The sequence below is a fragment of the Georgenia wangjunii genome, from assembly GCF_036421975.1.
GTDB lineage: Bacteria > Actinomycetota > Actinomycetes > Actinomycetales > Actinomycetaceae > Georgenia_A > Georgenia_A wangjunii.
In genome coordinates this window covers 456633-480963 of the sequence record NZ_JAZGON010000001.1, presented here as the reverse complement: position 1 = coordinate 480963, position 24331 = coordinate 456633, and the positions used below count along the sequence as shown (strand labels likewise).

Genomic DNA, 24331 nt, shown 5'->3' with positions numbered 1-24331 from the left:
GGGAGCGGGCACGTGGTGGACGCGGTGAACCTGCGGGGCGTGCGGGTCGGTGAGGGACGGGCCAAGGTGGCCGTCTCCCTCACCTCCCCGGCGGCACCCGCGCTGCGCGACGAGGCCGCGCGGCTCGCGGTCGCCCCGGTCGACGTCGCCGAGTGGCGGGTGGACCTGTTCGACCGCCACGACGACGCCGGCGCCGTCCTCGCCGCGCTCGCCGCGATCCGGGCAGCCCTGGGGGAGGTCCCGCTCGTCGTCACGCTCCGCAGCGTCGCCGAGGGCGGGCGTGCCGACGTCACGGACGCGGCGTACGCCGCCCTGACCGAGGCCGTCCTCGCTTCCGGTCACGCCGACGCCGTCGACCTCGAGCTGGGCCGCCCCCCGGCGCTCCTCGCGCCGCTCGTCCACGCGGCCCGCGCCCGGGGCGTCGCCGTCCTCGCCTCCAGCCACGACCTCGCGGGCACCCCGCCGGCGGCGGAGATCGTCGCCCGGCTCGCGCGGATGGCGGACCTCGGCGCGGACCTGCTCAAGGTGGCCGTGACGCCGCGGGAGCCCCGCGACGTGCTCACCCTGCTCGACGCCACGCTCACCGCCTCCGGCCGCCTCGGGCCGCCCGTCATCACGATCGCCATGGGTGCCGCGGGCGTCGTGTCCCGCCTGGGCGGGCAGATCTTCGGGTCGGCGCTCACCTTCGGCGCCCTCGACCGGGCCTCGGCCCCCGGGCAGGTCGACGTCGCGCTGCTCGCGCCCGTCGTCGGGCTCGTCCACCGCTACCTCTCGGACGCCGCGACCGAGGGGGAAGCCCGATGAGCGGGCCGCAGGACTTCACCGTCCACCAGGCGACGGACCCCGGGACGGCGCCGGAGACGCTCTCCGCCATGGCTGCGCAGCGCCCGGACCTGCGCCAGCTCGTCGCGGCGAACCCGTCCGCGCCGCCCGTCGTGCTCCAGTGGCTCGGGACCCTCGCGGACCCGGCCGTGCGCGCGGCGCTCGCCCGCCGGCCCGGGGGCGCGCCGCCGACCACCGCAGGACCGGTCGCCCCGGCGTACGGCCCCCCGGGCGGGCGGCCCGCTGACGGCTCCCTGCCGGCTCCGGGCGGGCAGCCCACGCACGGGCCTCCGGCGCCGGGAGCGACCTCGCCCGGCGCGGGGTCAACCGGGCCGCGCACCCGGTCGACGTCGTTCCCCGCCCCCGCTGCCGCGCCGTCCGCGCTACGGGGCGGTGCTGCCTCGGACAACCCGTACACCGCGGGTCCCGGCGCCGCGCCCGGCGCGTACGCCGCGCAGGGTGGGCCCGCGGCGCCCGGCTCGTACGGCGGGGCAGGCGGGTACGGAGGGGGCTCCGGCCCGGCCGGCGAGGGTCCCTACCCGTACACCGGACCGGCCGACCCGTACTCGGGCCCGGCCGACCCGTACTCCGGCGCGCCGGCCCCGTACGGCGCTCCGGCCGGTTCGTACGGCACCTCGCCCCCCTGGGACGCGCCCCAGCCCCGCCGTCGGACCGGCGCGATCGTCGCGGCCGTCGTCGGCGGCATCGTGGTCCTCCTCGTCCTGGGCGGGGTCGCGATCTTCGCGCTCGGCTCGCTGGGCCCCCAGGGCTACGGCGACGACGCCGAGCTCGACCGGCTGTGGGACGCCTGCGAGCAGGGCGACGGCGTGGCCTGCGACGACCTCTACCGCGACTCCCCGCTCGGCTCCGAGTACGAGGAGTTCGGGGACACGTGCGGCTACCGCTACGAGCCGAGCACGGTCTGGTGCGAGTCGGTGCTCTGAGGCCCTGACGCCGCTGGCGCTGGGGCGGGGCCCGCCGGCGCCCCCGCGCGCCACCGACGTCAGGGCCGCAGGGAGAGGATCGCCTCGAGGATGGGGCGGTCCGGTGCGAGCCAGGGGAGCTGGCGCCAGCCGGAGCGCTCCACCCAGCGCAGCTCGTCGTGGTCGAGCAGGGGCTGCGGCTCGCCGGTGGCGACGACGGCGAGCCACACCCGCATCGTCATGCCACGCAGGATGGGCCAGTCGCCGTCGGCGGGTCCGACCACCCGCTCGCCGAGGACGACGGCGACGCCCAGCTCCTCGGAGAGCTCGCGGTGCAGGGCCTGCGTCGCGCTCTCGCCCGGCTCGACCTTCCCGCCCGGCAGCTCCCACTGCCCGGCCAGCTCGGGCGGCGCGGACCGGCGGGCGGCGAGCATGCGCGTCGGGGCGGCGAGGTCGTCGAGGATCGCGGCGGCGGCGACGAGCCGCGCGGGCACGCCCCTCAGTCCTCGACGAGGCGGGCGGGGAAGCCGCCGGTGGCGACCGGTCCCCAGCGGGTGACCGTCACGCGGACGAGCGACTTGTCCTGGGCGCGCATCGCCTCGCGGTACTCGTCCCAGTCCGGGTGCTCGCCGGAGATGACGCGGAAGTAGTCGACGAGCGGCTCGAGCGCGTCGGGCATGTCGAGCACCTCGGCGGTGCCGTCGAGCTGGATCCAGGGACCGTTCCAGTCCTCGGAGAGGATGCACGCCGAGGCGCGCGGGTCGCGGCGCAGGTTCACCGCCTTGGCGCGGTCCGGGTACGTCGAGACGACGAGGCGCCCCTGCGCGTCCATCCCGCACGCCGTCGGGGACATCTGGACCCCGCCGTCACGCCGGTGGGTGAGCAGGACCGCGCGGTGGCGCGGCCGGACGAACTCCTCCATCGCCGCGCGGTCGACCGTGCTCGTCGTCGCGATCGTGCGTGCCATCTCTGCTCCTTCGGTCGCTGCCAGGGCGGTCCTCGCCCGCGTGCTGGCGGCGCCGGTCGGTCACCGCGAGCGCCTCCGCCAGCGGGATCGGCTCGAGGTCGACGCCGACCGACAGCGTAGAACCCGTGCCCGTCGTGAGGACGATGCCGCGCAGTGGCGAGACGTCGCGGAAGTCGCGGCCCCAGCCGAGGACGACGTACCGGTCGTCGATGAACTGGTCGTTCGTCGGGTCGACGTGGAGCCAGCCGCCGCCCGGGAGCCACACGGCGACCCAGGCGTGCGAGGCGTCGACGCCGCGGAGCTTCGGCCGGCCCGGCGGGGGGAGGGTCTCGAGGTAGCCCGAGACGTAGCGGGCGGGCAGGCCGAGCGCGCGCAGGCACGCGCACATGAGGTGCGCGAAGTCCTGGCACACCCCGGTCCGGCGGGCGAGGACCTCGGGCAGGCGGGTGTGGATCGTCGTCGACCCGGTCCGGTAGGTGAAGTCGGTACGGATCCGGTGGGCGAGGTCGGCGACGACGTGGACGAGCGGCACACCGGGACGGAAGGAGGGCAGCGCGTAGGCGAGCACCTCGTCGTCGGGCTCGACGAGCTCGGACGGGAGCGCGCCGTCGACGACGGCGAGGACGGCGGCCGTGCCCTCGCCGTGCCGTCCGGCGCCGGTGGTGCGCATCGTCCGTGCCGCCGCGACGACCTCCTCCCAGGCCAGCTGGGGGACGTGGTCGACCTGCACGGGGTTACGGGTGACGGTGAGGACGGACTCCGCGCGCACCTCGAGCACCGTGTGCGGCTCGGCGACACGGAAGTGCGTCGTGCGGTTGCCGCTGGTGTCGGTGTGCTCGGCCCGCTCGGCGGGCGCCGGGTCCACGTGGACGGTGCTCGCGCGGACGGTCTGACCGAACCCGTCGCGGGGGGTGAGCACGGCGAGCCCGTACGAGGACGTCACCGGCTCCGGGTAGGTGTACGTCGTGCGGTGCACGAGCCGGTAGTGACGACCCGCCGCGTCGCGCGCGCTCACGGCGTCCACACCTCTCCGGGCCACTGCGCGGGCCGGGGGGACGTGAGGTGGACCGCGGTGATCTCGGCACCGAGGGACTGCAGGCGCCAGGCCATCGACGTGAGTGTCTCCGCCAGTCGCGTGCGTTCACCCCCCGGCCCTGCCTCGGCGACGACCGCGTCGAGCGGCATCTCCGTGAGGAGGTCCACGACGTCGGCGAGGAGCTGGTCACGGGACTGCGGGCCCCGGCTCACCGCGGGCAGGTCCGCCAGGAGCTCGCCGATCCGGTCGAGCTGGAACGCGAGCGAGCGAGGGTTCGCGCCGTCGAGCAGGAGGAGCTCGAGCATCCCGCGCAGCGGCGGCTGCCCCGGGTAGCGCCGTCGATGGGTGAGGACCGACTCGTGGGCGCTGAGGACGGACCGCTGGACGAGGGCGTCGACGGCGGGTTCGTGCCGGGTCGTCACGGTCGCCGCGAGCACGGCGACGAGGTGCTGGGCACGCTCCAGGCGGCGCCCGACCTCGAGCAGCGTCCACCCGACGTCGTGGACCATCGACTCGGTGAACACGCCCGACAGGGCGAGCAGCCCCTCGAGGACGCGGCCGAGGACGGGCCCGAGACCGAGCTCGGCCTCCGTGTCTGCCTCGCTGCCCGCGCGGCGGCGGCGCTCGAGCGCGAGGGTCCGTTCGAGGGAGGACAGCGCGAGCCACGTGTCGGGGGAGAGGAGGTCACGCACCGACGCGGCGCTGCGCACCATCGCGGCGACGGCGTGCGCGATCGTGCCCGGGACGGCCGGGTCCGTGACGACCTGTGACAGCGGCAGGTCCCGCGCCGGGCTGGGTGGGGCGGGTGCGTCGCCCGGCAGGTCCACCGCGGCGCCGGCGATCCCGGTCGGCTCACCGCGCAGCGCTGCGAGGAGGATCGGCACGGCGCCGGCGCCCGGGTCCGCGCCGTGCTGGGCACCGGGGCGCGTCGTCGTCCCCTCGTCGTCCCGCCGGTCGGCGACGGCCCGGAGCAGCCGAGCCGTGCCCTCCGCACGCTCCGTGGCGCGCCCGAGGCGGAAGAGCTCCCGGGCCGCCCGCGGGGCGATCCCCGTCGCCTCGGCACGGCGGGGGAGGAGCTCGGGCTCCCCGGGCCAGGACTCGGCGGCGGCGTACGGCTCGGCCGACAGGACCCACACGTCCTTCGCAGCCCCCGCGGGGTGCGGTGCGCTCAGGCTGCGGCCGCCGTCGGGCGTGACCCGCCCGAGCGCCCCGGCCATGACGTCGTAGGTCTCCCCGCGCGCGACGGCGAACGTGCGCAGGACCGTGGGGTAGGCCCGGAGGCCGCGGCCCTCGACGGTCGGCGTCGTCGACGCCTCGACGGGCTCCTGGCCCACCCACGCCCAGGGGCGGTGGGAGATCCGGACGGCGAGGTCCGCGCGCTCACCGTTCGTCAGCTCCCACCCGTGGACCGTCGAGCCGGGCGCGGACCCGATGGGCTTGATGACGAGGCGGGCGAGGTTGGCGATGACGTGCGAGCACATGGAGCGCTCGCCGCACCAGTACGTGACGGCGGAGCCGAGCGTGAGCTCCTCGTCGCGCAGGGCGCGGCTCAGGCGCGGGAGGTAGGTGAGCAGCGCGGGGTTCTCCAGGGCGCCGCTGCCGAAGGGGTTGACGACGGAGACGGTGCCGGTGCGGGCGGCCTGGACGAGCCCGGGCGTCCCCAGTCCGGTGCCCCCGCGCAGCTCGAGCGGGTCGCAGTCGCGGGCGTCGACGCGCCGGAGGAGGACGTCGACCGGCGCGCGCCCGTCGAGGGCGCGCGCCCACACGCGGCCGTCCTCGACGACGAGGTCGGTGCCCTGGACGAGGGGGATCCCGAGCATCGCGGCGAGGTAGCCCTCGTCGAAGGCCGTGGGCGAGGACGGGCCCGACGTCAGGAGGGCGACCCGCGCGCCGTCCCCGGCGGCCTCCGGGGCGACGCCGGCGAGGGCCTGCCCGAGCGCGTGGAAGAACGGACCGATGCGCCGGATGCGGGAGTGGCGGTAGAGGCCGGCGAGCACCTGGGAGACGACGCGCCGGTCCTCCATCGCGTGGCCCATGCCCGACGGGGCCTGCGCGTGGTCGGTGATGACGACCCACGAGCCGTCGGCGTTGCGTGCGACGTCCGCGCCGGCGACGACGAGCTGGTGCGCGCCGGGCAGGCGGATGCCGTCGGCGGCTCGCACGAACCCGGGGTGGCTGAGGACGAGCTCTGGCGGGAGGATCCCGGAGGAGAGCAGGCGCCGGGGGCCGTAGAGGTCGGCGAGGACGGCGTCGAGGAGCTCGGTGCGCTGACGGACGGCGTCCTCGAGCCGGGTCCACTCGACCTCGTCGAGAAGGACCGGGAGCGGGTCGAGCTGCCAGGCGTCACCCGTGCCGGGTGCGGTGGCGCCGTGGTCGGCGAGGAGGGAGGTGACCTCCTCCGCGCGCGCCGCGAGCTCCTCACCGTTGCCGAGGTGCGCGCGGGCGGCGAGCCGGTCCCATGCGGTGCGTGCCGCGCCGCTGGCCTGGAGCATCTCGTCGTGACCGGGGCCGGCGGCGGCGTAGGCAGCGAGCAGGTCGGTCATCGCGCGCTCCCGCCCGCCCGGATCGGCTCGCGACTCCCGCCAAGGACTGGTCAAGCGCGGGGGCCGTCGGATTCCCGTCGAACTTTACCCGACCTTTGCCGCCCGGCCACCTCCTCGACCCGCCCCCTCGTAATCATGCAGAAGTGCCCCGCGCCACCGGCACGTCTGCATGATCACGAGCGGTTGTTCGCGTGGGCGGGCGGTCGGGCGCCGGCACGTCTGCATGATCGCCGGGGGTTGGGGGCGCGGGCTGGCCAGTGGGAGCACGGACGTCAGGGGAGGCGGCGGTCGCCCGGGTGCTGGACCCTGAGCCAGCGGTGGCCGTAGCCCTGGAGCGCGATCTCCACGCCGTCCTCGCCCACCCGGTGGTCGTCGTCCTGGAGCAGGTCGGACAAGACCGTCCCCTCGGCGTCGTCGAGCTCGAGCGCGACGGTGACCGGCTCGGGGCTGAAGTTGTGCAGGAGCACCATGCTCGCCTCGCCCCACGTGCACCGGTGCGCGAGGACCGCCCGGTGCGGCTGGTCGAGGATCTCCACCGCGCCCCACCCGAGCTCGGGGCACTCGCGGTAGCGCTGGGCGAGCGTCGTGATGTGGTGGAGCAGCGAGTCTGGGTCACGCCGTGCGTCGGCGACGTTGACGTGCTCGGGCCCGTACGCCCCGGTGACAACCGGGGCGACGAGCGCCTCGGGCTCGGCGGTGGAGAAGCCGCCGTTCTCGCCGCCCGTCCACTGCATCGGGGTGCGGACGGCGAGCCGGCCCTCGCGCGAGAGGTCCTCGCCCATGCCGATCTCCTCGCCGTAGAAGAGGGTCGGCGTCCCGGGCAGCGCGAAGAGGAGGCTGTAGACCATCTTGACGTGCCGCGGGTCGCCGTCGAGCATCGGCGGCAGCCGCCGCTTGAGCCCGCGGTCGAACACCTGCATCTCCGGCTCGGGACCGAAGGCGGCGAAGACCTCCTGCCGCTCCTCCTCGGTCAGCTTGTCGAGGGTGAGCTCGTCGTGGTTGCGCACGAACGTCGCGTACTGGGAGTCGGGCGAGATCTCCGCCATCGGGCGCTCGGTGAGCGCCTTGGCGAGCGGGCGCGCGTCCTGGCGGGCGAGGGAGAGGTACATCGCCTGCATCGCGACGAAGTCGAACATCATGTTGAGCTCGTCGCCCTCCTTCCCGCCGAAGTACGCGACCTGCTCGGGGTAGGGCACGTTGACCTCGCCGAGGAGGACGGCCTGCCCGCTGCGGCGCGAGAGGAACGTGCGCATGGCGCGCAGGTACTCGTGCGGCTGCTCGAGGTCGCCTTGCTCGACTCCCCCCTCGTTGAGGAAGAACGGCACGGCGTCCACGCGGAACCCGTCGAAGCCGACCTGGAGCCAAAAGCCCATGGCCTTGGCGATCGCCTCCTTGACCTTGGGGTTGGCGACGTTGAGGTCCGGCTGGTGGGAGTAGAAGTGGTGGAGGTACCACTCGTCCGTCGTCGGGTCGTGCTCCCAGATCGAGTCCTCCTTGTCCGGGAAGACCACCTTCTCCGACGTGTCGGGCGGCGGGTCCGCGCGCCACACGTAGAAGTCACGGAACGGGTCGTCCTTGCTCGAGCGCGCCGCCTTGAACCACGGGTGCTGGTCGGACGTGTGGTTGACGATGAAGTCGGCGATGACGCGCATGCCGCGGTCCTTCGCCGTGCGGATGAGCTCGACGACGTCGCCGTGGTTGCCGAGGCGCGCGTCGACCCCGTAGCCGTCGGTGATGTCGTAGCCGTCGTCCCGCCCGGGCGAGGGGTAGAAGGGCATGAGCCACAGGCACGTCACCCCCATCTGGGCGAGGTAGTCCACCCGCTGCGCGAGCCCGGCGAAGTCCCCGACGCCGTCGCCGTCGGAGTCGAAGAACGTCTCGACGTCGAGGCAGTAGATGACGGCGTTCTTCCACCACAGGTCGGAGGTGTCGGTGATGCGCACGGTGCTCCTCAGGGATCGGTGGGGCTCGTCGCGCCGGCGAGCTCGGGCAGGACGTGCTCGGCGAACGTCTCGATGAAGGGGCGCTGGACCTTGCCGACGTGGTGGAGGTAGACCTCGTCGAACCCGAGGCTCATGAGGTCCGCGAGCCGCTCCGCGTGCTGCGCGGGGTCCGCCGAGACGAGCACCGACTCCCGCACGTCCTCGGGCCGCACGTGCTCGGCCGCCGCGTCGAAGTGCGCGACCGTCGGCATGTCCGCCATGAGCGGCGGCGCGAAGACGTTCGAGCGCCACTGGTCGTGGGCGATCGCGAGCGCCTCGTCCTCCGTCGGCGCCCACGACAGGTGCACCTGGAGGATCACCGGCCCCCGCCCGCCGTTGTCGCGGTAGGCGGCGAGCATGTCGCGCAGGTGGCCCGGCTCGGCGTTGATCGTCACGAGGCCGTCCGCCCACGTCGCGCAGCGCTCGGCGGTGGCGACGCTGAGCGCCGCCCCGATGAGCGGCGGGGTGATCTCGGGCAACGTCCACAGGCGCGCCCGGTCGAGGGTGATGAGCCCGTCGTGGGAGACGACCTCGCCGTCGAGGAGGCGCCGGATGACGTCCGCGCACTCCTCGAGCCGCCGCTGGAGGGCGTCCTTGCGGGGCCACGTCGCACCCGTGACGTGCTCGTTGAGGTTCTCTCCGCTGCCCAGCGCCGCCCAGAAGCGGCCGGGGAACATGGCGGCGAGCGTCGCCGCGGCGTGGGCGACGACCGTGGGGTGGTAGCGCTGGCCGGGGGCGGTGACGACGCCGAAGCGCAGGTTGGTCGTCGCGAGCGCGGCCCCGAGCCACGACCAGGCGAAGCCGGACTCGCCCTGGCGCTCCGACCACGGCTCGAGGTGGTCGGAGCACATGGCGGCGCCGAAGCCCGCGGCCTCGGCGAGCTGGACGTCCGCGAGGAGCTGGGCCGGGTGGATCTGCTCGTGGGAGGCGTGGTAGCCGATGACGGTCACGTCGTCCTGTCTAGCGGGCGTGGCCGGGTTCCGCCTCCCGGGCGCACGCCGGGCAGGATGGGCGGATGGATCCGGCGAGCGTGTGGGAGGACGTCCTCTCCCGCCTGCGCCCGGGACCGGCGCTCGGCGAGGCCGCGACGACCGACCTCTGGGTGGGTGCGGCGCTCGCGGCCGGCGTGGCGGTCGTCCTCGTGCCCGTCTTGTGGCGCCTGCTCCGCGTCGTCGTCACGGTCGTCCACGAGCTGGGCCACGCCGTCGTCGGCATGGCGGTGGGCCGCTCCTTCACCGGCCTCGTCCTGCGCGCGGACATGTCCGGCCACGCCGTCACCGTCGGCCGGTCGCGCGGGCCCGGCCGCGTCGTCACGACGTGGGCCGGGTACCCGGCGCCGGCGATCGTCGGCGCCGGGCTCGTCCACGCCGGGTCCCACGGGTGGGCGGCGCCGGTCCTCGCCGCGCTCGTCGTCCTCCTCGCCGTCGCGCTGGTCCGGTCCCGCTCGCTCTTCACGGCCGTCATCGTGCTCGCGACCTTCGCCGGCACCGGGTGGCTGTGGTGGGCGGGGGGCGAGGCGGCCCAGGGGCTCGTCCTCGTCAGCCTGGGCGTCGTCCTCCTCCTCGGCGCGTGGCGTCACCTCGGCGCCGTCATGGGCGCGCGTGAGCGCGGCTCGGACCCCGCGGTCCTCGCCCAGCTCACGCCCCTGCCGGCCGGGGTGTGGACGACGACGTTCGCGCTCGTCCTCGGCGCGGCCAGCTGGCTCACGGCCCGGCACCTGTGGGAGCTGCTCGTCCACTGACCGGCTCCGTGCCCCCGTGGCGACCGGGGCCGCCCGCTACCCTGGCAGCACCCCGCGGGGGCACGTACGGCACCGGTGCTGACGCTGCGCCCGTACCCGGCCCGGGTCGCCGGCCGCGCGGTCCGGCGCCCGGCTCCGGTGCAGGGTGCCGACCTCAGGGTTGCGGTGCACCAGGAGGGATGATTCACTGCAGTTGAAGGTTCAATTAAACGAGGGGGAGACATGCCCGACGACGGCACGGACGTGGCCGACGGCTCCGTCCCCTGGCTCGACGACGGCGAGATGGCCGCGTGGCTCAATCTCGCCGAGCTCATCACGACCCTCCCGGCGGCGCTCGACGCGCGGATGCAGCGCGACGCGGGGATCACGTTCTACGAGTACATGGTCATGGCGATGCTCTCGGAGCAGCCGGACCGCACGCTCCAGCTGAGCGAGCTCGCCGAGCTGACGAGCGGGTCGCTGTCACGGCTCTCGCACGTCATCACCCGCCTGGAGAAGCAGGGATGGGTCGAGCGGCAGCGCTCTCCCCACAACGCCCGGGCGCGCAACGCGGTCCTCACGGAGGCGGGGATGGACAAGGTCCACGCCGCCGCCCCGGCCCACGCGGCCGAGGTGCGCGCACTCGTCTTCGACGGGCTTACGCGCGCCCAGGTGCGCCAGCTCGAGGAGGTCCTCGTCCCGGTGCTCGAGCGGGTGCGCCCGCCCGGGCACGAGCCGAGGCACGGGCGCGGTCGCGGTCGCTCCGCCTGATCCGGCATGGGCGCGGCTCCGGGTCCTTCGGTTGCTCTGCCCCCCAGCGGCACCGGGTCGCTGGGTCAGGACGCCTCGGCTGCACGGCGCTCGATGGCGCGCCGTTCCGCCGCTGGTGTCGCGCCGAGCGTGTCGGTGAGGGTCGTGGCAGCCGCGCGCACCCGGGTGAGCTCCTCGTGCCCGAGGGTGTCGACGGCGGCGTCGAGCAGGCGGACGCGCAGCGCCTCGGACTGCTGCAGAGCCGCCTCACCCCGCGGCGTGACGTGGACGAGCGTCGGCTCCCTCGCGGCGTCCGGCTCCGCCGGGTGCCGGTGGCGCCCGAGCGCGCCGCGGCGCACGAGCCCGTCGACCGTCGCCGCGGCGGCGCGGTCCGGCTGCCCGGTGCGGCGTGCCACCTCGCGGTGGTGCTCGGCGCCCGCGGCGACGGCGGCGAGCGCCTCGATCTCGCCGAGCCGCATGCCGGTGAGGCCCTCGACGCGGCGCATGATCTCCTGGCGGGACGCGGCGACGCCGTCGGCCTCGTCGTGGAGGCCGAGCACCTGCACGAGGTGCTCGCTGGGCTGGCGGCGCTGGACGAAGCGCCGGGCGTGCGCCAGCGCGGTGGCCGATCCGGCGTCGGCACCGGTGTCGGCGGCTGGTCGGCCGGGCCCGGTATGGGCGGGGTCGTCGGAGCGGGTGTCTGCGGCGGTGGTCACACGGGGTGAACGGACGCGGGGCCCGGGGTGTTCCACGCCACCTGGCGACGCTCGCGCCGACGGTGACGCCGCAGGGGCGGCGGGCGAGGGTGACGATCGTCGACAGGCGACTATCGCGGCGGAAGGGGTCGCGCGGGTCGGTGCCGTGACGGGCGGAGCCGGGCGGGCGGGCGCCGTCATCAGGCGCGCCCCTGGGACGACGGAACCCCAGGACGCGAGATCGGGCGCGCCCCTGGGACGACGGAACCCCAGGACGCGAGGTCCTGGGGTCCGAGTGGAGCGGGTGACGGGAATCGAACCCGCGCTATCAGCTTGGGAAGCTGACGGGCGACGGTTTCGGTGGCCTGCCACGACGCCCGAGTCGGCGGAATCGTGCTGGTCGAGCATACGGGGAGAACCGTCGAATGACGTCCAGATACACGGGTGAGTGGCACGTTGTGGCACGACGCGCACGGCCGAGGCGTTAGCTGTAGTCCTTGCGATCGCGGGCTGCAACGAACGCTTGGGCGTCGAGTGCGGTGTGCCATACCCGGTGGCCGGGAGCCTTCAGAACCTTGCATCCTCGCCAGCCTGCCGTCTCGACATGTGGCCGCGGCTGCACCTCCACGACGGTCGTCGCGTCCGGGGCGGCCGAAGTCTCCACCACCGCGCCCAGGAGTGAGATCCCGGTTTCCGCTGGGCCCTCGATCGCCGCAGCCAACGCGGGCTCGAGGTCCGTGTCGTGGGACGCCAGAATGACGATGTCGTGTGTACGCCGATCGGCGGCTCGTACGAGCTCCAATGCGACCAGGACGTCGATGCCCTTCTCCTGTGGGATCCAGTCGTACCCGTCGCGGTGGTACCGGAGCGTTCGATAGTTCACGGACACGCGCCGATCTCGGGTCCACTCGGATTGCTGCGCGAGTGAGCGCCTGTAGGCGTTCGGGTTCCGTAGGTTGCTGGGTAGTCCACGGAAGACTACGACGTTGTCGAGGCGGGCTTGTGGTCGGTCGAGGTCCTGACCGCGGACCGCCTGGATCGACAACACGCGATTGCGTGCTGCGACGACCTGCGACGCAAAGTGGAGCGGATGCACCAGGGACTCATGCTTCGGTAGCCCAGACGGCGCGAACACGTCGTGCCCCGAGAGGTGGACGTTCTGGTAGTCGATGACCACCAACGTGCTGGCTAGATCAGGCATCGGCGCCTCCAGAGAAAAAAAGCCCCACCAGTCCCGGAGGACGGTGGGGAGCTATGCCTGGAACCTACCCCGACTTGCTCAAGTGCCGCAAGACTTCGGAGATGTGGCGAACATCGCTGTGTGAGTGCATCGTTCCTCAGGCTCTCAGAGGTCGAGGATGCCCTGCGCCGGGCTCTGCACGGTCGGGACCGGGTAGCGCGGCTTGCGGTCGGTGGGCTTGGTCGGCCAGCGCACGCCGGCGGCGCGCAGGTCATCCATGGTCAGCACCGGACCGGCGAGGACGCGATCGAGCAGGTCGCTTTGGGCCGGCTCGAGCTCGACGAGCCGGGTGAGGACGGTGAGTAGGTCGATGAACTCGGTCGTCCAGTTCGGGTCCCACATGTCGACATGCATGTGATCCAGCGGCGACGTCTTCTTTCCACCCGGCACGGCCTTGCGGTAGTTCACCCAGGACTTGATGACGTTCTTGCCGCCGACGGCGTAGTCCCACACCTCCGGCCGCACTGGCCCGAACTCTCCGTCCCCAAGGACGACGACGGCGCGCTTGGCGTCGTAGTCCACTCCCGTCGGCATGGTCGCGATCGGGGTGCGGGCGAGTGGCTGCCGGCCATCGCCGTGCGGATAGCGCACTTGCGACTTGGGTCGGTCGGCTCCCGCGTACGCCTCGCCGTAGGTATGCAGCCAGATCACCGCCTGGCCGAGCGCGACGGCCTCAGCGAAGAGGGCGCGCTCGCTGGTGAGTGGGACGCGGAGGCCCGGTGTGGTGAGCTCATCGGCGAACGTCCGGGTGAAGGCGGGGTGGGCTACGACGGCGGCGACATAGGCGAGGACGTCCTTGGCCCCGACGTCTCGGGCCTGTAGGGCGGCGAGCGCGGGCAGCAGGCCAGACGCGACGTTCGCGGTGCCGTCGGGATGGAGCAAGGGCAGGGCGCGGCCCCCCCTACCGTTGAAGTGGTGCAGGTCAGGGATGAGGGCGGTGAAAACTAGGCCGGGACCGCCGTCGATCGGCTCGGAATGCTGCTCGACGACGAACACCTGTCCGGGTACACGGGACGCCCAAAGGTCTGGCCGTGGTCGGTCGAGCACACGGGCGTCCGGGATGATCCATTGGCGGTCGAAGGACTTATACCCGAGCCGGATCGGCTCGGTGAGGGCACCACGATCCTGCGCCAGCGGTACGAGTGTGTCCCGGTGCCCGAAGCCTGGCAGCGGTTTTGGGGAACTGCGCAGGGCCCGGGTGTCCGTCTCCTTGAGCAGTTCGGCGCGGCGATCCGGGCTGATCTCGCCCTGCAGTGTGTTCCATCGAGCCTGGAGCACTGCACGAGAGGGGGCGTAGGGCCAACGACGGTTGCCGGTGACGCCCGGAGATGTCCAGGGCATGAGGTCGTTGAGCGCCGGGTAGTCGTCCCACGCTGTCTCAGCAGCGGGCGTCAGTGGCGCCGCCCACCCAGTGCGCGTTGTGCGCCAGCCGTCGTCGTGCAGCCTTATCCGGCTCAGCGCTGCAAACTTCTCTGCCCTCACGCCGTGGACGGCGCGGTAGTGGATTGTGGCGGGTGCGTCTTCGCGCGCCTCGGGTTTCCGGATGAAGAGGCCGATGGCGAGCGGCTGGCGCACGCCGGGGAAGATGCGGGTGCGTACGTCTGGGGTCTGACCCTCGGGCGTGAGGTCGATGATCCAGCCCTCGCTGGCGTGCTCGCGCAAGTATCTGCGCATGCCAGTGAAGCCCGGACCACCGATGTAGCCGGAGGTGGAGATGAAGCACACGACCCCCGCGTCGCCGTCGTCAGCGTCGTCAAGCGTGGACTCCCAGACCTTCCATGTCGCCCAGCGCCAGAAGTACACGTAGAGGTTCTTGAGGTTGTGGAAGTGCCTGGCCGTCGTCGGATCGCGGAAGTCCTCGAGGATGGGACGCGCGTGGTCACCATGTGCCTTGCTGCCCTGCTCGACCCAACCGCCGATGCCCTCGGCGCGCTCGCGGTAGGGCGGGTTACCGATGACGACGGTGACGTTGGCCTTGGCCTTAACTTCGTTGGCCTTGCGGCGGGACTGCGCGATGAGCTGAAGGCCGGAGCCGATCTGGTTCTGCTCGGCGTCGGGGTCGTCGAGCGTGTCGGTGACGTAGAAGTGCATGCCGCCGGGCGGGGCCGCGGCCCCGTGCGAGGCGAGCAGGTCGGTGGCCCGCAGTTCGGCGACCGCGTACGGGCCCATCTGGAGTTCGAAGCCGGCGAGTCGCTCGGCGACCTGCGACACGACTCCGGGGACGGCGCCCGGCCCATCGGCCTCGGACGCCTGCTCGGCGACCCGCTCGAGAATGGTGTGCAGGTAGGTGCCAGTACCCATGGCTGGGTCGACGGTGAGCACGTCTGGGTCGCGGAAACCCCGGTCCTTGCCGAGCCGGGTGACGAGCGCCTCTTCGGTGAGGCGGACCATATCCTCGACCACCTCGCGCGGGGTGTAGTACGAGCCGGACTGCTTGCGCAGGTCGTTGTCGTACTGCTCGAGGAAGTTCTCGTACAGGTGGAGGTAGGTGTCGCGGCGGCCCTTGCGCACCCGCGGCCAGTCCACCGCGCCGACGATGCGCACGAGGAGGTCGAGGGTGACGCGGAAGTCGGCGGCGACGTCGTCGGTGAGGAGCTGGAGCGCCTTGCCCATGAGGGAGTGGTCGTCGCCGAGGTCGGCGCCGACCTCGTGCAGGGGCCGGCCGGCGACGTCGATGCCCTCGGTCCGGGCCAGGAGAAGCGCGAACGTGACCGCCTGGGCGTATCCGTCGGCGAAGGTGCCGTCGTCGGCGGAGGGGAAGAGCAGTGCCCGCCAGTCCCGGGCGAGGCCGAGGAACGGCTGGGTGTACTCGTCGGCGCCGTCCTTGATCGCCCGGCGCTCGGCGGCGAGCTGGTCGAGGACCTCCCCGCGCAGCAGCCGCGTGAGCGGGGCGATCGCTCGGACGAGCGCCCCCACGGACGTGATCGGTGCGGGGTGCCAGCGTAGGAAGTCGGTGACGAGTGACTCGAAGTCCGGTGGCGCCGCCAGGTCCGCGCCCGCCTCCTCCAGCGTGCCGCCGGTGAAGGTGACCGGGCCTGCGACGAGTTCACCGTCGCGGTAGAGCCGCCACTGGGTGCCGTTGGTGTAGACGAGGTTGGGCAGGTCCCGCTGGCGCTCCCACTGACGCTTGTCGTGCCCGGTGAACCCCAGCGGGTCGATGCCCCGTCCCGGGGCCTTGACCTCGACGTAACCGGTGATGGCGCCCTTGACGCTCACCCCGTAGTCGGGGCGGACCTGACGCTCGGTGTCCCGGACCTCGTCGTGAAAGACCGCCTTGACACCCAGGTGCTCCCCGGCGGCGCCGAGCAGACCCTCAAGCGGCGAGCGGATCGCGGCTTCCCGGTCGCCCGGGCCTGCGAGCTTGGCCTGGCACGCGGCGCCGAAGGCGGCGACGGCGTCGTCCACCCAGGCCTGCGGCTTTGTCGGCACGGTTGGAGACCTCCGTAGGTGATCATCTGACTTCCAGCACCATATCGGCCGAGCGCGTCGTTGACCTGGAGTGTGCCCTTCTGTCGCGAACGCCCTCCCCACGCGCGTACGCCTGCGCGCGCGTGTGGAGGGCGCAAGAACTGCAGATATAGGGGACCGAGATCAGGCTTAACGCTCTGTCTGACCGACTTTTCGCACCGTGGCGGGCCACCACCGGGCGCCGCCTTGCGCCGTGGGCACGCCATCCGTGGTGAGGTCGTCGGCGATCTTGTGCCAGGAGTCCCCCCGCTTGTGCGCGTCGCGGATGCGCCCAACGACGTCGGCGGGAACGGTTCTCGGGCGACCGAGGCGGACGCCTTCCGCGCGCCGCTGCGCTAGGCCCTCGCGCGTGCGAGCGCTGATCAGCTCGCGCTCGTACTGGGCGGCGCTCGCCAGAACGTTGGCCGTGAACCGCCCGGCGGGGTCAGCGAGGTCGAGGGCGGGGCTGAGGAGCACGAGCCCCCACCCCCGCTTGCCCGCGCGGTCGAGTAGAGCGGCGAAATCCGCCACCGACCTGCTGACTCTGTCCAGACGGACGGCCATGAGCGTGTCGGCCTTGCCGGTGTCCAGGTCGGCGAGGGCGGGGCCGAGCCCGGCGCGCTTGACCGGGTTGATCTTGCCGCTGACGCCCTCGTCGACGACGAACTCGACATCCCAGCCCCGGCGGTCCGCTTCTGTCGTGAGGGCGGCCCGCTGTGCCTCTAGCGAGGCGCCGTGCTCGACCTGGTCCAGGGTGCTCACCCGGAGGTAGGCGAGGGCCAGAGGGCGAGGGCGTGACGGGGCTGTTTTCGGTCGGGCCATGCCTGTACCGTATACCAAACGGTCCTTTGGTATACGGCTCGACCTCTCGACAGGCGCGGACAGTTGCCCCGCGGAGACGTCGGGCACGCGCATCAGGCGTGGAGGGGGTGCTCCGTTGGCTCTCGGCCCACGACCCATGAGAGGGCCGCCGTGGCGCCGGCGATGAAGGCCGCCTCGGTAGGCGTGGCAGGAGCCATGTCCTCGTGGACTTGCTGCAGAACTTCTAGCGCCCGGCGGATCGCCCGCTCGTCGGGCGGGCGGTCATCGAGGGGCGCGAAGGGCGTCGGGTGGTCCACGGGACGATCCTCCCCTCCCTGCTGCCTTACGTCGCCGCGTGCTTTGGCGCCACGTGGGCGCCAGCCTCACCAAGCAGGTATTGGTCCGGGACCAGCGTCCCTGATCGGAGGTCCAGCCGGACGCGAGGGAAATCTCCGTGCACGAGGTCGCGTGCCGAGATGTTCCAATCTGCGGCGTACCCGCGGTACTTGACCGCGGTGTTGCGAGAGACCGCCGGCGCCAGACCGAGGGTTTCTAGCCACGCGTGGCCTAGCACGGCACCGAGATACTTGAGCCTCGGGTCCTCCTCATGCCCGAGTGCCCGGGTGGCGGCGGCGATGAGCGGTGCAGCGCCGTCGCCGACGGTGGAGCCGAAGCATGACTTGTGGAAGTACTTCTCGGCCTGTGCCCACATAGCCTGGTGCGTGAGGTCTTGGACCGTCGGCAGGCCGGCGCTTTGCAGGACCGCGGTGCGCAGTTGCACCTCGTACCGGACCTTCGAGTGCTCCTGTGTCGCGAGCTCTTCCCAGTGGGCACGCTCGCCAGGCCGGGCGGTCGCCCTCTCTGCGTATTGATGCCCTCGCTCGTAGAGCCGGGTGGTCCACCGTTCGGTCCGTCGGTAGAGGGTTTGAGTGCCAGTGCAGTCCTCGGTGCGGTAGAGCTTCGTCGTGCACCGCGGGGCCTTGATGTGGCTGAGGCGCTCGAGCAGGTCACCGGGGCGAAGGACGCGCGCGAAGTCGCGGGCGATGTCGAGGCGCTGAAGGCCGAACTCCTCGGCGCTGCACTCCCAGTCGACGTAGGTGCCGGCCATGGCGTGGAACTCGGCGATCACGTCGCGAGTCTCCTCCAGAGTCGCTGGCTGCGTGTTGTCGCCGCGTAGCCATCGGGGCACGGAGAACTCGGCCACGGCGGTCGCCCGCCCGTCCTTCGGTGCGACAGTCAGCTCCACTCCGCCGGGCAGACGGGCGGAGCTCGTTGTTGGGAAGAGGGGGGACAGTTCACCACCGGGCATCACTGTCTGCTTGAGTCGCTGCACCGGCTGGGCGAAGGCGCCTACGTCGACGTGTCCCCACACTCGGATCGTGTCGATGCCGAAGCCAGTGATGTCAATATCTGGGGTCCTCTGCTCCCTGTCAGTAGGCGCAGATGCGGGCGTCGTTCGCGGCGAGCGTTGGTCGCTGATCGCGCGGATCGCGGTGGTCACCGCCCAGCCCGCCGGCGGTTGGTGGCCGGCCGACGGCTCGCCGAGGTGCCCTCGGCGATGAGTCGGTCGGCCTCTTCAGGCCTGAGGTACACCGACCGCCCGACGTGCACGACGGCGACCTTGCGCTGCTCGATCAGCGAGCGGACCGTGCGCTCGCTGAACCCGACGTACTCGGCCCACTCCGGGACGCGGAGTAGCCGAGGCATGCCGGGTCGGGTGTGCGCGGGGGGATCACTATGGGTAGCCGTGGTCATGGGTGGAAAGGTAAGAAGTGCGGCGCGCCAGCGAGGGCGACCGCGGTGGCTCGGGCGCATCGACGACCCAACTTGGCGCGAGTCGCGCGCCGGGAAGCGGCGGAATTACGCGGCTGGTGTCGCCTCCGCGATCGTCAGCTCGGATTCTGGAACGGGTCGTGCTGAGGGGTGTTCGGCCTCGTCGTCGAAGAGGAGAGCGATGGCCTCCGCGATACGCGAGTCAGCCCCAGGTAGGACGTGCTGATAGCGGAGGGCGGCGCGGGCGCTCGCGTGGCCGAAACGTGCCTGGAGCTCGGGCAGGGTTGCTCCTACCTTCGCCGCGAAGACGGCACCGGTGTGACGTAGGTCGTGCCAGTGGAGGTCCGGCCTGCCGGCCGCCTCGCGAGCGCGAGTGAACATCTTGGTGCGGTGCCCACCACTGAGTGGGCGCCCGCTCGCGGTGGCGAAGATCAGCGACTCGGCGTCAGGGCCGGTGAACTCGTCCATATGGGCCGCGAGGTGCGAGAGGGCGGGTTCGCTGATCGTGACGGTGCGTCGACCTGCGGCTGACTTGACCGGGCCGAATAGGCGCCCGTTCCCCGGCGCCTCAAGGGCTTGGACGACCCGCAGCTCGCCCGAGCGCAGGTCGACGTGCTTGCGCTGGAGCGCGAAGAGTTCGCCGGCGCGTAGCCCGCTGAGCGCGGCCACCCATATGGCGGCACGGTAGCGGTCGGGCATGTGATCGGCGATGCGTGCGACCTGCTCGGCTGTGGCCGGGACGCGTTCAGCGCGGTCCCGCTCGTCACCCTGGCCGGCGTTCTTGATCTTGCACGGGTTGGCGCGGATAAGGCCGTCCTCGACCGCGTGGGCGAGAGCCATGTGCACGAGCCGGTAGGCCTGAGCTGTCTCGGTGCTCCCGGCGTTCATGGGAGGCGGCGTTGGCGGTGTTTTGGCCGGGCTCCCGGCGCGCTCCCAGGAGTCGCGGAGGTGGGCGGAGATGCGGCCGGTGTCAGCGACCGTGTGGCCCTGCGTTCGTGCCCACGTGCGGATCGCCGAGTTGGTCTGCTTCGGTGAGGTCTGCGCCCGGTGATGCCGGTCGACGGCGCGGCGTCGAGCCTCGGCCTGTACCGCGGCGTGCCACTCGCGGATATCTGCCGAGGCGAGGTCGCTGAGGTGCCGTGCGCCGAGGTGGACGACACGTGCGGCGCCCCGGCTGGCGACCGACTGCAGCGGGGCGTCGACCCACTCTGTGAGCAGTCGGCGGTACAGGGCACGGGTGCGGTCGCGAAGCTCACCGCGGGTATCGATCAGGTGATCGATGTACTCGGCGAGGCTGCGGTCGCCGTTTCTCGTGTCGTGCCACGTGCCGGTTGCCATGCCGGCCTGGGCGACGGCGATCGCGTCATCCGCCTCGGCCCGGGTGGCGAAGGTGCCGAGGGCGACCATCTCCCCATCGGGGGTGCGATGACGGGCCTGGTGTCTGCCCGACGGGAGCGTGCGGATGGTGCCGAACTGGCGTCGGTGGCGCTTGGGTGCTCGGGGCACGGAGGGGTTCCTGTCAGGCGTAGTGGCACGTAGTGGCACGAACGCCGAGAAGGACGCCGCCAGAAAACCGTAGCGGGGGGAGTGCGCGGGCTATCTGACCTGCAGTGATGGTGTGGAGCGGGTGACGGGAATCGAACCCGCGCTATCAGCTTGGGAAGCTGAAGTTCTACCATTGAACTACACCCGCGTGCCGGGCCAGCCGGTACGGCGCCCCACTATACCCGGCCCCGCGCCGGGCGTCGAAATCGGGGACGGCGCGCGCGACGGCTCACGAGCGGCCCCCGCCGGCCCCGGTCGGCGCCCCGGCGATGACCGCGGCGCCGTCGTGCGGCACAATCGCACGCGTGCTGCTCTCCGACCGTGACATCCGCGCCCAGCTCGACTCCGGCCGCGTCCAGCTGGACCCCTACGACCCGGCGATGGTCCAGCCGTCGAGCGTCGACGTCCGGCTCGACAGGTGGTTCCGCCTCTTCGACAACCACAAGTACCCGGTCATCGACCCGTCCGCGCCGCAGCCTGACCTCACCCGGCTCGTCGACGTCGGACCGAGCGAGCCGTTCGTCCTCCACCCGGGCGAGTTCGTCCTCGGGGCCACGTACGAGCTCGTCACCCTGCCCGACGACGTCGCCGCGCGCCTCGAGGGGAAGTCCTCCCTCGGTCGGCTCGGCCTCCTCACGCACTCGACCGCCGGCTTCATCGATCCGGGTTTCACCGGTCACGTCACGCTCGAGCTGTCCAACACCGCGACGCTGCCGATCCTCCTCTGGCCGGGGATGAAGATCGGCCAGCTCTGCTTCTTCCAGCTCTCCAGCCCGGCCGAGCACCCCTACGGCTCCGGCGCCAGCGGCTCGCGCTACCAGGGTCAGCGCGGCCCTACGGCCTCCCGCTCCCACCTCAGCTTCCACCGGATCGACCTGGCGCCGTGACCGTCCCGCCCGCCGACGCCCCCGCGCTCGACCGGGCGCTCGCGGAGCCGCGCCACCTCCTCGTCCTCCCGCCCGACGTCGACGTGGCGGAGGTCGACGCGCTCGCGGCGAGCCACTTCGACGACGCGGGATGGCTCGGCCCGACCACGCTGCGGGTCACCGGCGACGCCCACCTCACCGGGCCCTGGGGCCTCGACGACGCCCTCCGCCGGGCGTTCGACCTGCCGCCCTGGGCCGTCCTCGCCTTCCTCCTGCGCTGCCCCGTCCAGCGCTCCGGCCCGGTGCCGCCCGAGCTCCTCGGCCTCGGCGGGCTGCTCGACGCGTTCCCGGAGGGGCCGCCGACGGGGCTCGAGGGCGTGGTGCTCGACCACCTGCTCGCCCAGGCTCGCCGGCTCGGGGGAGCCCTGCGGGTCGCGGGCTCCGGTGCGGTCCTCGTGCCGGACCCGGCCACCGCCGTCGACCTCACCCTCTACTCCCCGGTGTGGCTCGAGCCGGAGGCGTGCGTGCGCGTCCTCGAGCCCGTCCTGCCAGGCATACGGTCGGCGATCGATGACCTTCCCGACGCCGGCGGCGTGCCCGGCGCCGACCGGCTCGCCGTGGACCCCGCAGGACCGCGGGCCGCCGCGGTAGCCGAGATGAACCCGGACGAACGGGCGTGGCTGCACGCAGAGGCGGACGCCTTCGACACCGCGGCGCTCGAGCGGCAGGACGTCCTCGAGGGGTACGCCGCCGTCGCCGACCTCGGCCCGGACGGTCTCCTCGAGGTCGCCGCGGCGGGTCAGGACCAGGCGCCCGCGATCCTGCGGGGTGCCGCCTGGGCGCGCCGGGGCGTCGTCGCGTACGAGGTGCGCTGGCGGCCGGTGGACCCCGAGGTGGCGTTCGGGCCGCGGCCGCCGCTGGGGCTGCGGCGCGCCCGGGACCGCGTCCGCGCGCTCGTCGAGCGGGTGGCCGTCGCGCTCCACGACGTGGCCGGCGGCGAGATCTGCGACGACGACGGGTTCCTCGTCGCGCCCACCGAGCTGGGCGGCACCGGCTGAGCGGGCGCTGCCCGCGGCTCCCGCCCGCTGACGTACGAGGACCCCGGGCCGATGGGCCCGGGGTCCTCGTCGTCCGCATGCGCCGCTGGACCGGCGCCCGCGGGCGTCAGCGAGCGTCCTGGACGTTCTCCTTCGACTGCTGCGCCGTGTCCTTGACGTCGCCGGCCGCGTCGGTGCCCTCGCTCTTGACGCGCTCGGCGGACTCCGTCGCAGACTCCTTGAGCTGCTGGGCGGCCTCCTGTGCGGGCTCACGCAGGTGCTCGGCGCTCTCCTTGGCGGCGCTCTTGGCCGCCTCGGTCGCGTCCTTGACCGCCTGGCTCGACTTCGCCTGCTCGGCGATGTCCCGCTCCTTCTCGGAGGACGGGATGAGCGAGGAGACGAGCAGGCCCACGCCGAAGGCGATGAGGCCGGCGGCGAGCGGGTTGCCCTCCGCCTTGCGCTTGGCCAGGTGCGGGGCGTCCTTCGCGGAGCCGGCGAGCGAGCCGGCGGAGTCGCTGAACGAGCCCGCCGTGCCGCGGACGCTGTCCGAGGCCGACGAGGCAGATCCGAAGACCTTGTCCTTGACGCCGGCGACGGTGTCCTTGACCTTCTCGGTCTGGCGGTGCGCGATGTTGCTCGGGTTCACCTTGTCGGTGAGCGCGTCGACGTCGTTGCTCAGTGCACTCCGGGTGCGCTCGATGTCAGCGCGGATCTGGTCCGGGTCGTTGGTGCTCATGCGTGCTCCTGTCCTTTGAGAGCGTCCGGGATCTTCTTCATGGTGTCCGCTGTCTGCGGCATGCCCTTCGCGCGCTTCAGCTCCTTGCGGCCCATCGAGGCCAGCACGGCCGCGATGACGCCCCAGATGACGGCGACGATGAGCGCCGACCAGCCGAGGGCCGGCCGGTCGCCGCCGTCGCCGATCCACGCGCCGAGCAACCACCACAGCGCGAGGGAGAGGAACAGCAGGACGAAGTGCCCGGCGACGCCGGCACCGGCGAACATGCCGGCGCCCTTGCCCGCCTGGGTCGCGGTCTGGGTTGCCTCGGCCTTGGCGAGGGCGATCTCCTGCCGTACGAGCGTGGAGAGGTCCTCGCTCACGTGGCTGAAGAGCTCACCGACCGAGGCGTTGCTCGGGTCGGCCGCGCGCGTGCCCGGCGGAGGCGTCGCCCCGCCGGCCGGTGACGCGCCGGCGGGGGGCACTGCTCCGGCCGGCGGGTGGATCGTCGGGGGCATGCCCGGCTCGTTCGACGCTGTCATAGCCCGCCACCCGGGTTCTGGTACGGGTTCGCGCCGGGCGCGGACGGCCCGCCGGGGCCGGACTCGGCCGGGGCGTCGTAGAGCGCCGGGTCGTCGCTCGGCGGGGCGGTGTAGCCGGTGGCAGACGACGGCGTGCCGCCGGTCGTCGCCGCGGTGCTGTAGCCGTGCGTCGTTCCGGCGCCGGCTCCGTACGCGGTGCCGTAGCCCGTGGGTGCGGTCGTCGTGCCGGTGTAGCCGGACCCGCCCTGCGCCGTCGTGCCGTAACGGGGCACGTCAGCGCCGTCGTCGGACGCGTTGTCCTTGAGGCTGCGGGCGAGGCGGCCGGCGACGATGCCGAGACCGGCCGCGACGGCGATGAAGGTCCCGGGGTGGCGGCGCGCGTAACGCTGCACCTCGTCGAGGACGGCGCTCGGGTCACGCTGCTCGAGCCAGTCGCCGGCCTGCTCGACGAACTGCGAGACCTGGCGGGCGAGGTCGGAGGCGACACCGGGCTGCTCGGCGCCGTCGGCCATCTGGCTGAGCTCGCCGGAGAAGGCGCGCAGGCCACCGGCGAGCCGCTGCTGCTGGCTGCCGGCCTGGTCGCTCAGCTCGGTGCGGGTCTGGTCGAGGAGGCCCTTCGCGTGGCGGGATGCCTCGGCGACGGTGCTCTTTGCCTCCTCGGCGGCCGTGCCGGCCACCTTCTTGGCGTTGTCGCCGACGTTCTGCGCGACGTTGGACGCCTCACCCTTGGCGGCGTCCTTGACGCCGCCGGAGTCGGACGAGGTCTGCTCGTACGGCGAGGGCGGGGCCGGCGGGGTCGTCGGGGCGGGAGGTGTGGGGGGCGGCGGGACGGGACCCCCGAGAAGATCGGGGTCGCCAGCCGGCCGCGTGTATCCGTCAGTCATTGTCAGTCCCTTCGGTCATGGACCTGAATCGGTTTCGCACCAC

23 protein-coding genes and 1 tRNA gene are annotated in these 24331 nt (G+C 73.0%); 6 read left to right on the top strand and 18 right to left on the bottom strand.

Annotated elements, in window-relative coordinates; translation table 11 throughout:
* The first annotated feature begins 12 nt into the window (after positions 1-12).
* A complete protein-coding gene (gene aroD / locus V2J63_RS02165) occupies positions 13-804 on the top strand; it encodes a type I 3-dehydroquinate dehydratase (RefSeq protein WP_331229331.1) in 792 nt (263 codons plus the stop codon).
* On the top strand, positions 801-1766 hold the full coding sequence (locus V2J63_RS02160) for a variant leucine-rich repeat-containing protein (protein WP_331229330.1): 966 nt from the start codon (positions 801-803) through the stop codon (positions 1764-1766). Before aroD ends, V2J63_RS02160 begins: the two co-directional genes overlap by 4 nt.
* Before the next feature lie 59 nt (positions 1767-1825).
* On the opposite strand, the gene V2J63_RS02155 is transcribed toward V2J63_RS02160, so the two are convergent.
* From V2J63_RS02155 to V2J63_RS02130, 6 genes are all read right to left on the bottom strand, one after another.
* Positions 1826-2239, bottom strand: coding sequence for a (deoxy)nucleoside triphosphate pyrophosphohydrolase (locus V2J63_RS02155; protein ID WP_331229329.1), 414 nt, complete (start codon positions 2237-2239; stop codon positions 1826-1828).
* 5 nt (positions 2240-2244) lie between these two features.
* Positions 2245-2712, bottom strand: coding sequence for a PPOX class F420-dependent oxidoreductase (locus V2J63_RS02150; protein ID WP_331229328.1), 468 nt, complete (start codon positions 2710-2712; stop codon positions 2245-2247).
* Complete coding sequence (locus V2J63_RS02145; protein ID WP_331229327.1) at positions 2612-3727, bottom strand: transglutaminase family protein; 1116 nt, start codon at positions 3725-3727, stop codon at positions 2612-2614. The genes V2J63_RS02150 and V2J63_RS02145 overlap by 101 nt, the downstream gene beginning before the upstream one ends.
* Complete coding sequence (locus V2J63_RS02140; protein WP_331229326.1) at positions 3724-6291, bottom strand: circularly permuted type 2 ATP-grasp protein; 2568 nt, start codon at positions 6289-6291, stop codon at positions 3724-3726. Before V2J63_RS02140 ends, V2J63_RS02145 begins: the two co-directional genes overlap by 4 nt.
* 272 nt (positions 6292-6563) lie before the next feature.
* Positions 6564-8234 carry an alpha-amylase family protein gene (locus tag V2J63_RS02135; protein WP_331229325.1) on the bottom strand — a complete coding sequence of 557 codons (1671 nt, stop codon included), beginning with the start codon at positions 8232-8234 and terminating at the stop codon, positions 6564-6566.
* A gap of 8 nt (positions 8235-8242) precedes the next feature.
* Entirely contained in the window at positions 8243-9223 is a 981-nt protein-coding gene (locus V2J63_RS02130; RefSeq protein ID WP_331229324.1) for a TIGR03885 family FMN-dependent LLM class oxidoreductase, read from the bottom strand.
* Positions 9224-9288: 65 nt separating this feature from the next.
* On the opposite strand from V2J63_RS02130, the gene V2J63_RS02125 reads away from it, so the two are divergent.
* Positions 9289-10014, top strand: a complete 726-nt coding sequence (locus tag V2J63_RS02125) for a M50 family metallopeptidase (RefSeq protein WP_331229323.1) — start codon at positions 9289-9291, stop codon at positions 10012-10014.
* A gap of 222 nt (positions 10015-10236) precedes the next feature.
* Positions 10237-10764, top strand: a complete 528-nt coding sequence (locus tag V2J63_RS02120; protein WP_331229322.1) for a MarR family winged helix-turn-helix transcriptional regulator — start codon at positions 10237-10239, stop codon at positions 10762-10764.
* A gap of 65 nt (positions 10765-10829) precedes the next feature.
* Here the strand turns inward: V2J63_RS02120 and V2J63_RS02115 are convergent, their stop codons facing one another.
* From V2J63_RS02115 to V2J63_RS02075, 9 genes are all read right to left on the bottom strand, one after another.
* The gene (locus V2J63_RS02115) at positions 10830-11459 is read right to left on the bottom strand and encodes a hypothetical protein (RefSeq protein WP_331229321.1); all 630 of its coding nucleotides are present in this window, start codon (positions 11457-11459) and stop codon (positions 10830-10832) included.
* A gap of 463 nt (positions 11460-11922) precedes the next feature.
* Positions 11923-12639 (bottom strand): PIN domain-containing protein, encoded by a 717-nt coding sequence (locus tag V2J63_RS02110; protein WP_331229320.1) that lies wholly within the window; start codon positions 12637-12639, stop codon positions 11923-11925.
* A 144-nt stretch (positions 12640-12783) separates the two neighbouring features.
* Positions 12784-16107 (bottom strand): type ISP restriction/modification enzyme, encoded by a 3324-nt coding sequence (locus tag V2J63_RS02105; protein ID WP_331229319.1) that lies wholly within the window; start codon positions 16105-16107, stop codon positions 12784-12786.
* Positions 16108-16275: 168 nt separating this feature from the next.
* Complete coding sequence (locus V2J63_RS02100) at positions 16276-16947, bottom strand: recombinase family protein (protein ID WP_331229318.1); 672 nt, start codon at positions 16945-16947, stop codon at positions 16276-16278.
* Between the two features lie 92 nt (positions 16948-17039).
* On the bottom strand, positions 17040-17243 hold the full coding sequence (locus tag V2J63_RS02095; protein WP_331229317.1) for a hypothetical protein: 204 nt from the start codon (positions 17241-17243) through the stop codon (positions 17040-17042).
* A gap of 26 nt (positions 17244-17269) precedes the next feature.
* The gene (locus tag V2J63_RS02090; RefSeq protein WP_331229316.1) at positions 17270-18427 is read right to left on the bottom strand and encodes a hypothetical protein; all 1158 of its coding nucleotides are present in this window, start codon (positions 18425-18427) and stop codon (positions 17270-17272) included.
* On the bottom strand, positions 18424-18633 hold the full coding sequence (locus V2J63_RS02085; RefSeq protein WP_331229315.1) for a helix-turn-helix domain-containing protein: 210 nt from the start codon (positions 18631-18633) through the stop codon (positions 18424-18426). Before V2J63_RS02085 ends, V2J63_RS02090 begins: the two co-directional genes overlap by 4 nt.
* Before the next feature lie 153 nt (positions 18634-18786).
* Complete coding sequence (locus V2J63_RS02080) at positions 18787-20205, bottom strand: site-specific integrase (RefSeq protein ID WP_491062207.1); 1419 nt, start codon at positions 20203-20205, stop codon at positions 18787-18789.
* Between the two features lie 113 nt (positions 20206-20318).
* A tRNA-Gly gene (locus tag V2J63_RS02075) sits at positions 20319-20392 on the bottom strand.
* A 157-nt stretch (positions 20393-20549) separates the two neighbouring features.
* Here V2J63_RS02075 and dcd point away from each other — a divergent pair.
* Both dcd and V2J63_RS02065 read left to right on the top strand, forming a co-directional pair.
* Positions 20550-21131 carry a dCTP deaminase gene (gene dcd / locus V2J63_RS02070; protein ID WP_331229313.1) on the top strand — a complete coding sequence of 194 codons (582 nt, stop codon included), beginning with the start codon at positions 20550-20552 and terminating at the stop codon, positions 21129-21131.
* Positions 21128-22168, top strand: a complete 1041-nt coding sequence (locus V2J63_RS02065; RefSeq protein ID WP_331229312.1) for a hypothetical protein — start codon at positions 21128-21130, stop codon at positions 22166-22168. The genes dcd and V2J63_RS02065 overlap by 4 nt, the downstream gene beginning before the upstream one ends.
* Positions 22169-22274: 106 nt before the next feature.
* On the opposite strand, the gene V2J63_RS02060 is transcribed toward V2J63_RS02065, so the two are convergent.
* The 3 genes from V2J63_RS02060 to V2J63_RS02050 are packed head-to-tail and all read right to left on the bottom strand — an operon-like array spanning position 22275 to position 24288.
* Positions 22275-22883: a DUF3618 domain-containing protein gene (locus V2J63_RS02060; RefSeq protein ID WP_331229311.1), complete on the bottom strand. Its 609-nt coding sequence runs from the start codon at positions 22881-22883 to the stop codon at positions 22275-22277.
* Positions 22880-23380, bottom strand: coding sequence for a phage holin family protein (locus V2J63_RS02055; protein ID WP_331229310.1), 501 nt, complete (start codon positions 23378-23380; stop codon positions 22880-22882). The genes V2J63_RS02060 and V2J63_RS02055 overlap by 4 nt, the downstream gene beginning before the upstream one ends.
* Before the next feature lie 20 nt (positions 23381-23400).
* Positions 23401-24288 (bottom strand): hypothetical protein, encoded by an 888-nt coding sequence (locus V2J63_RS02050; RefSeq protein WP_331229309.1) that lies wholly within the window; start codon positions 24286-24288, stop codon positions 23401-23403.
* Positions 24289-24331 lie beyond the last annotated feature (43 nt).

What these genes read in the sequence shown, in the direction of transcription:
- V2J63_RS02160 (WP_331229330.1), top strand. Translation starts at nt 801, where the DNA reads ATGAGCGGGCCGCAGGACTTCACCGTCCACCAGGCGACGGACCCCGGG.
- V2J63_RS02150 (WP_331229328.1), bottom strand. Translation starts at nt 2,712, where the DNA reads ATGGCACGCACGATCGCGACGACGAGCACGGTCGACCGCGCGGCGATG.
- V2J63_RS02140 (WP_331229326.1), bottom strand. Translation starts at nt 6,291, where the DNA reads ATGACCGACCTGCTCGCTGCCTACGCCGCCGCCGGCCCCGGTCACGAC.
- V2J63_RS02125 (WP_331229323.1), top strand. Translation starts at nt 9,289, where the DNA reads ATGGATCCGGCGAGCGTGTGGGAGGACGTCCTCTCCCGCCTGCGCCCG.
- V2J63_RS02120 (WP_331229322.1), top strand. Translation starts at nt 10,237, where the DNA reads ATGCCCGACGACGGCACGGACGTGGCCGACGGCTCCGTCCCCTGGCTC.
- V2J63_RS02110 (WP_331229320.1), bottom strand. Translation starts at nt 12,639, where the DNA reads ATGCCTGATCTAGCCAGCACGTTGGTGGTCATCGACTACCAGAACGTC.
- V2J63_RS02100 (WP_331229318.1), bottom strand. Translation starts at nt 16,947, where the DNA reads ATGGCCCGACCGAAAACAGCCCCGTCACGCCCTCGCCCTCTGGCCCTC.
- V2J63_RS02085 (WP_331229315.1), bottom strand. Translation starts at nt 18,633, where the DNA reads ATGCCTCGGCTACTCCGCGTCCCGGAGTGGGCCGAGTACGTCGGGTTC.
- V2J63_RS02060 (WP_331229311.1), bottom strand. Translation starts at nt 22,883, where the DNA reads ATGAGCACCAACGACCCGGACCAGATCCGCGCTGACATCGAGCGCACC.
- V2J63_RS02055 (WP_331229310.1), bottom strand. Translation starts at nt 23,380, where the DNA reads ATGCCCCCGACGATCCACCCGCCGGCCGGAGCAGTGCCCCCCGCCGGC.
- V2J63_RS02050 (WP_331229309.1), bottom strand. Translation starts at nt 24,288, where the DNA reads ATGACTGACGGATACACGCGGCCGGCTGGCGACCCCGATCTTCTCGGG.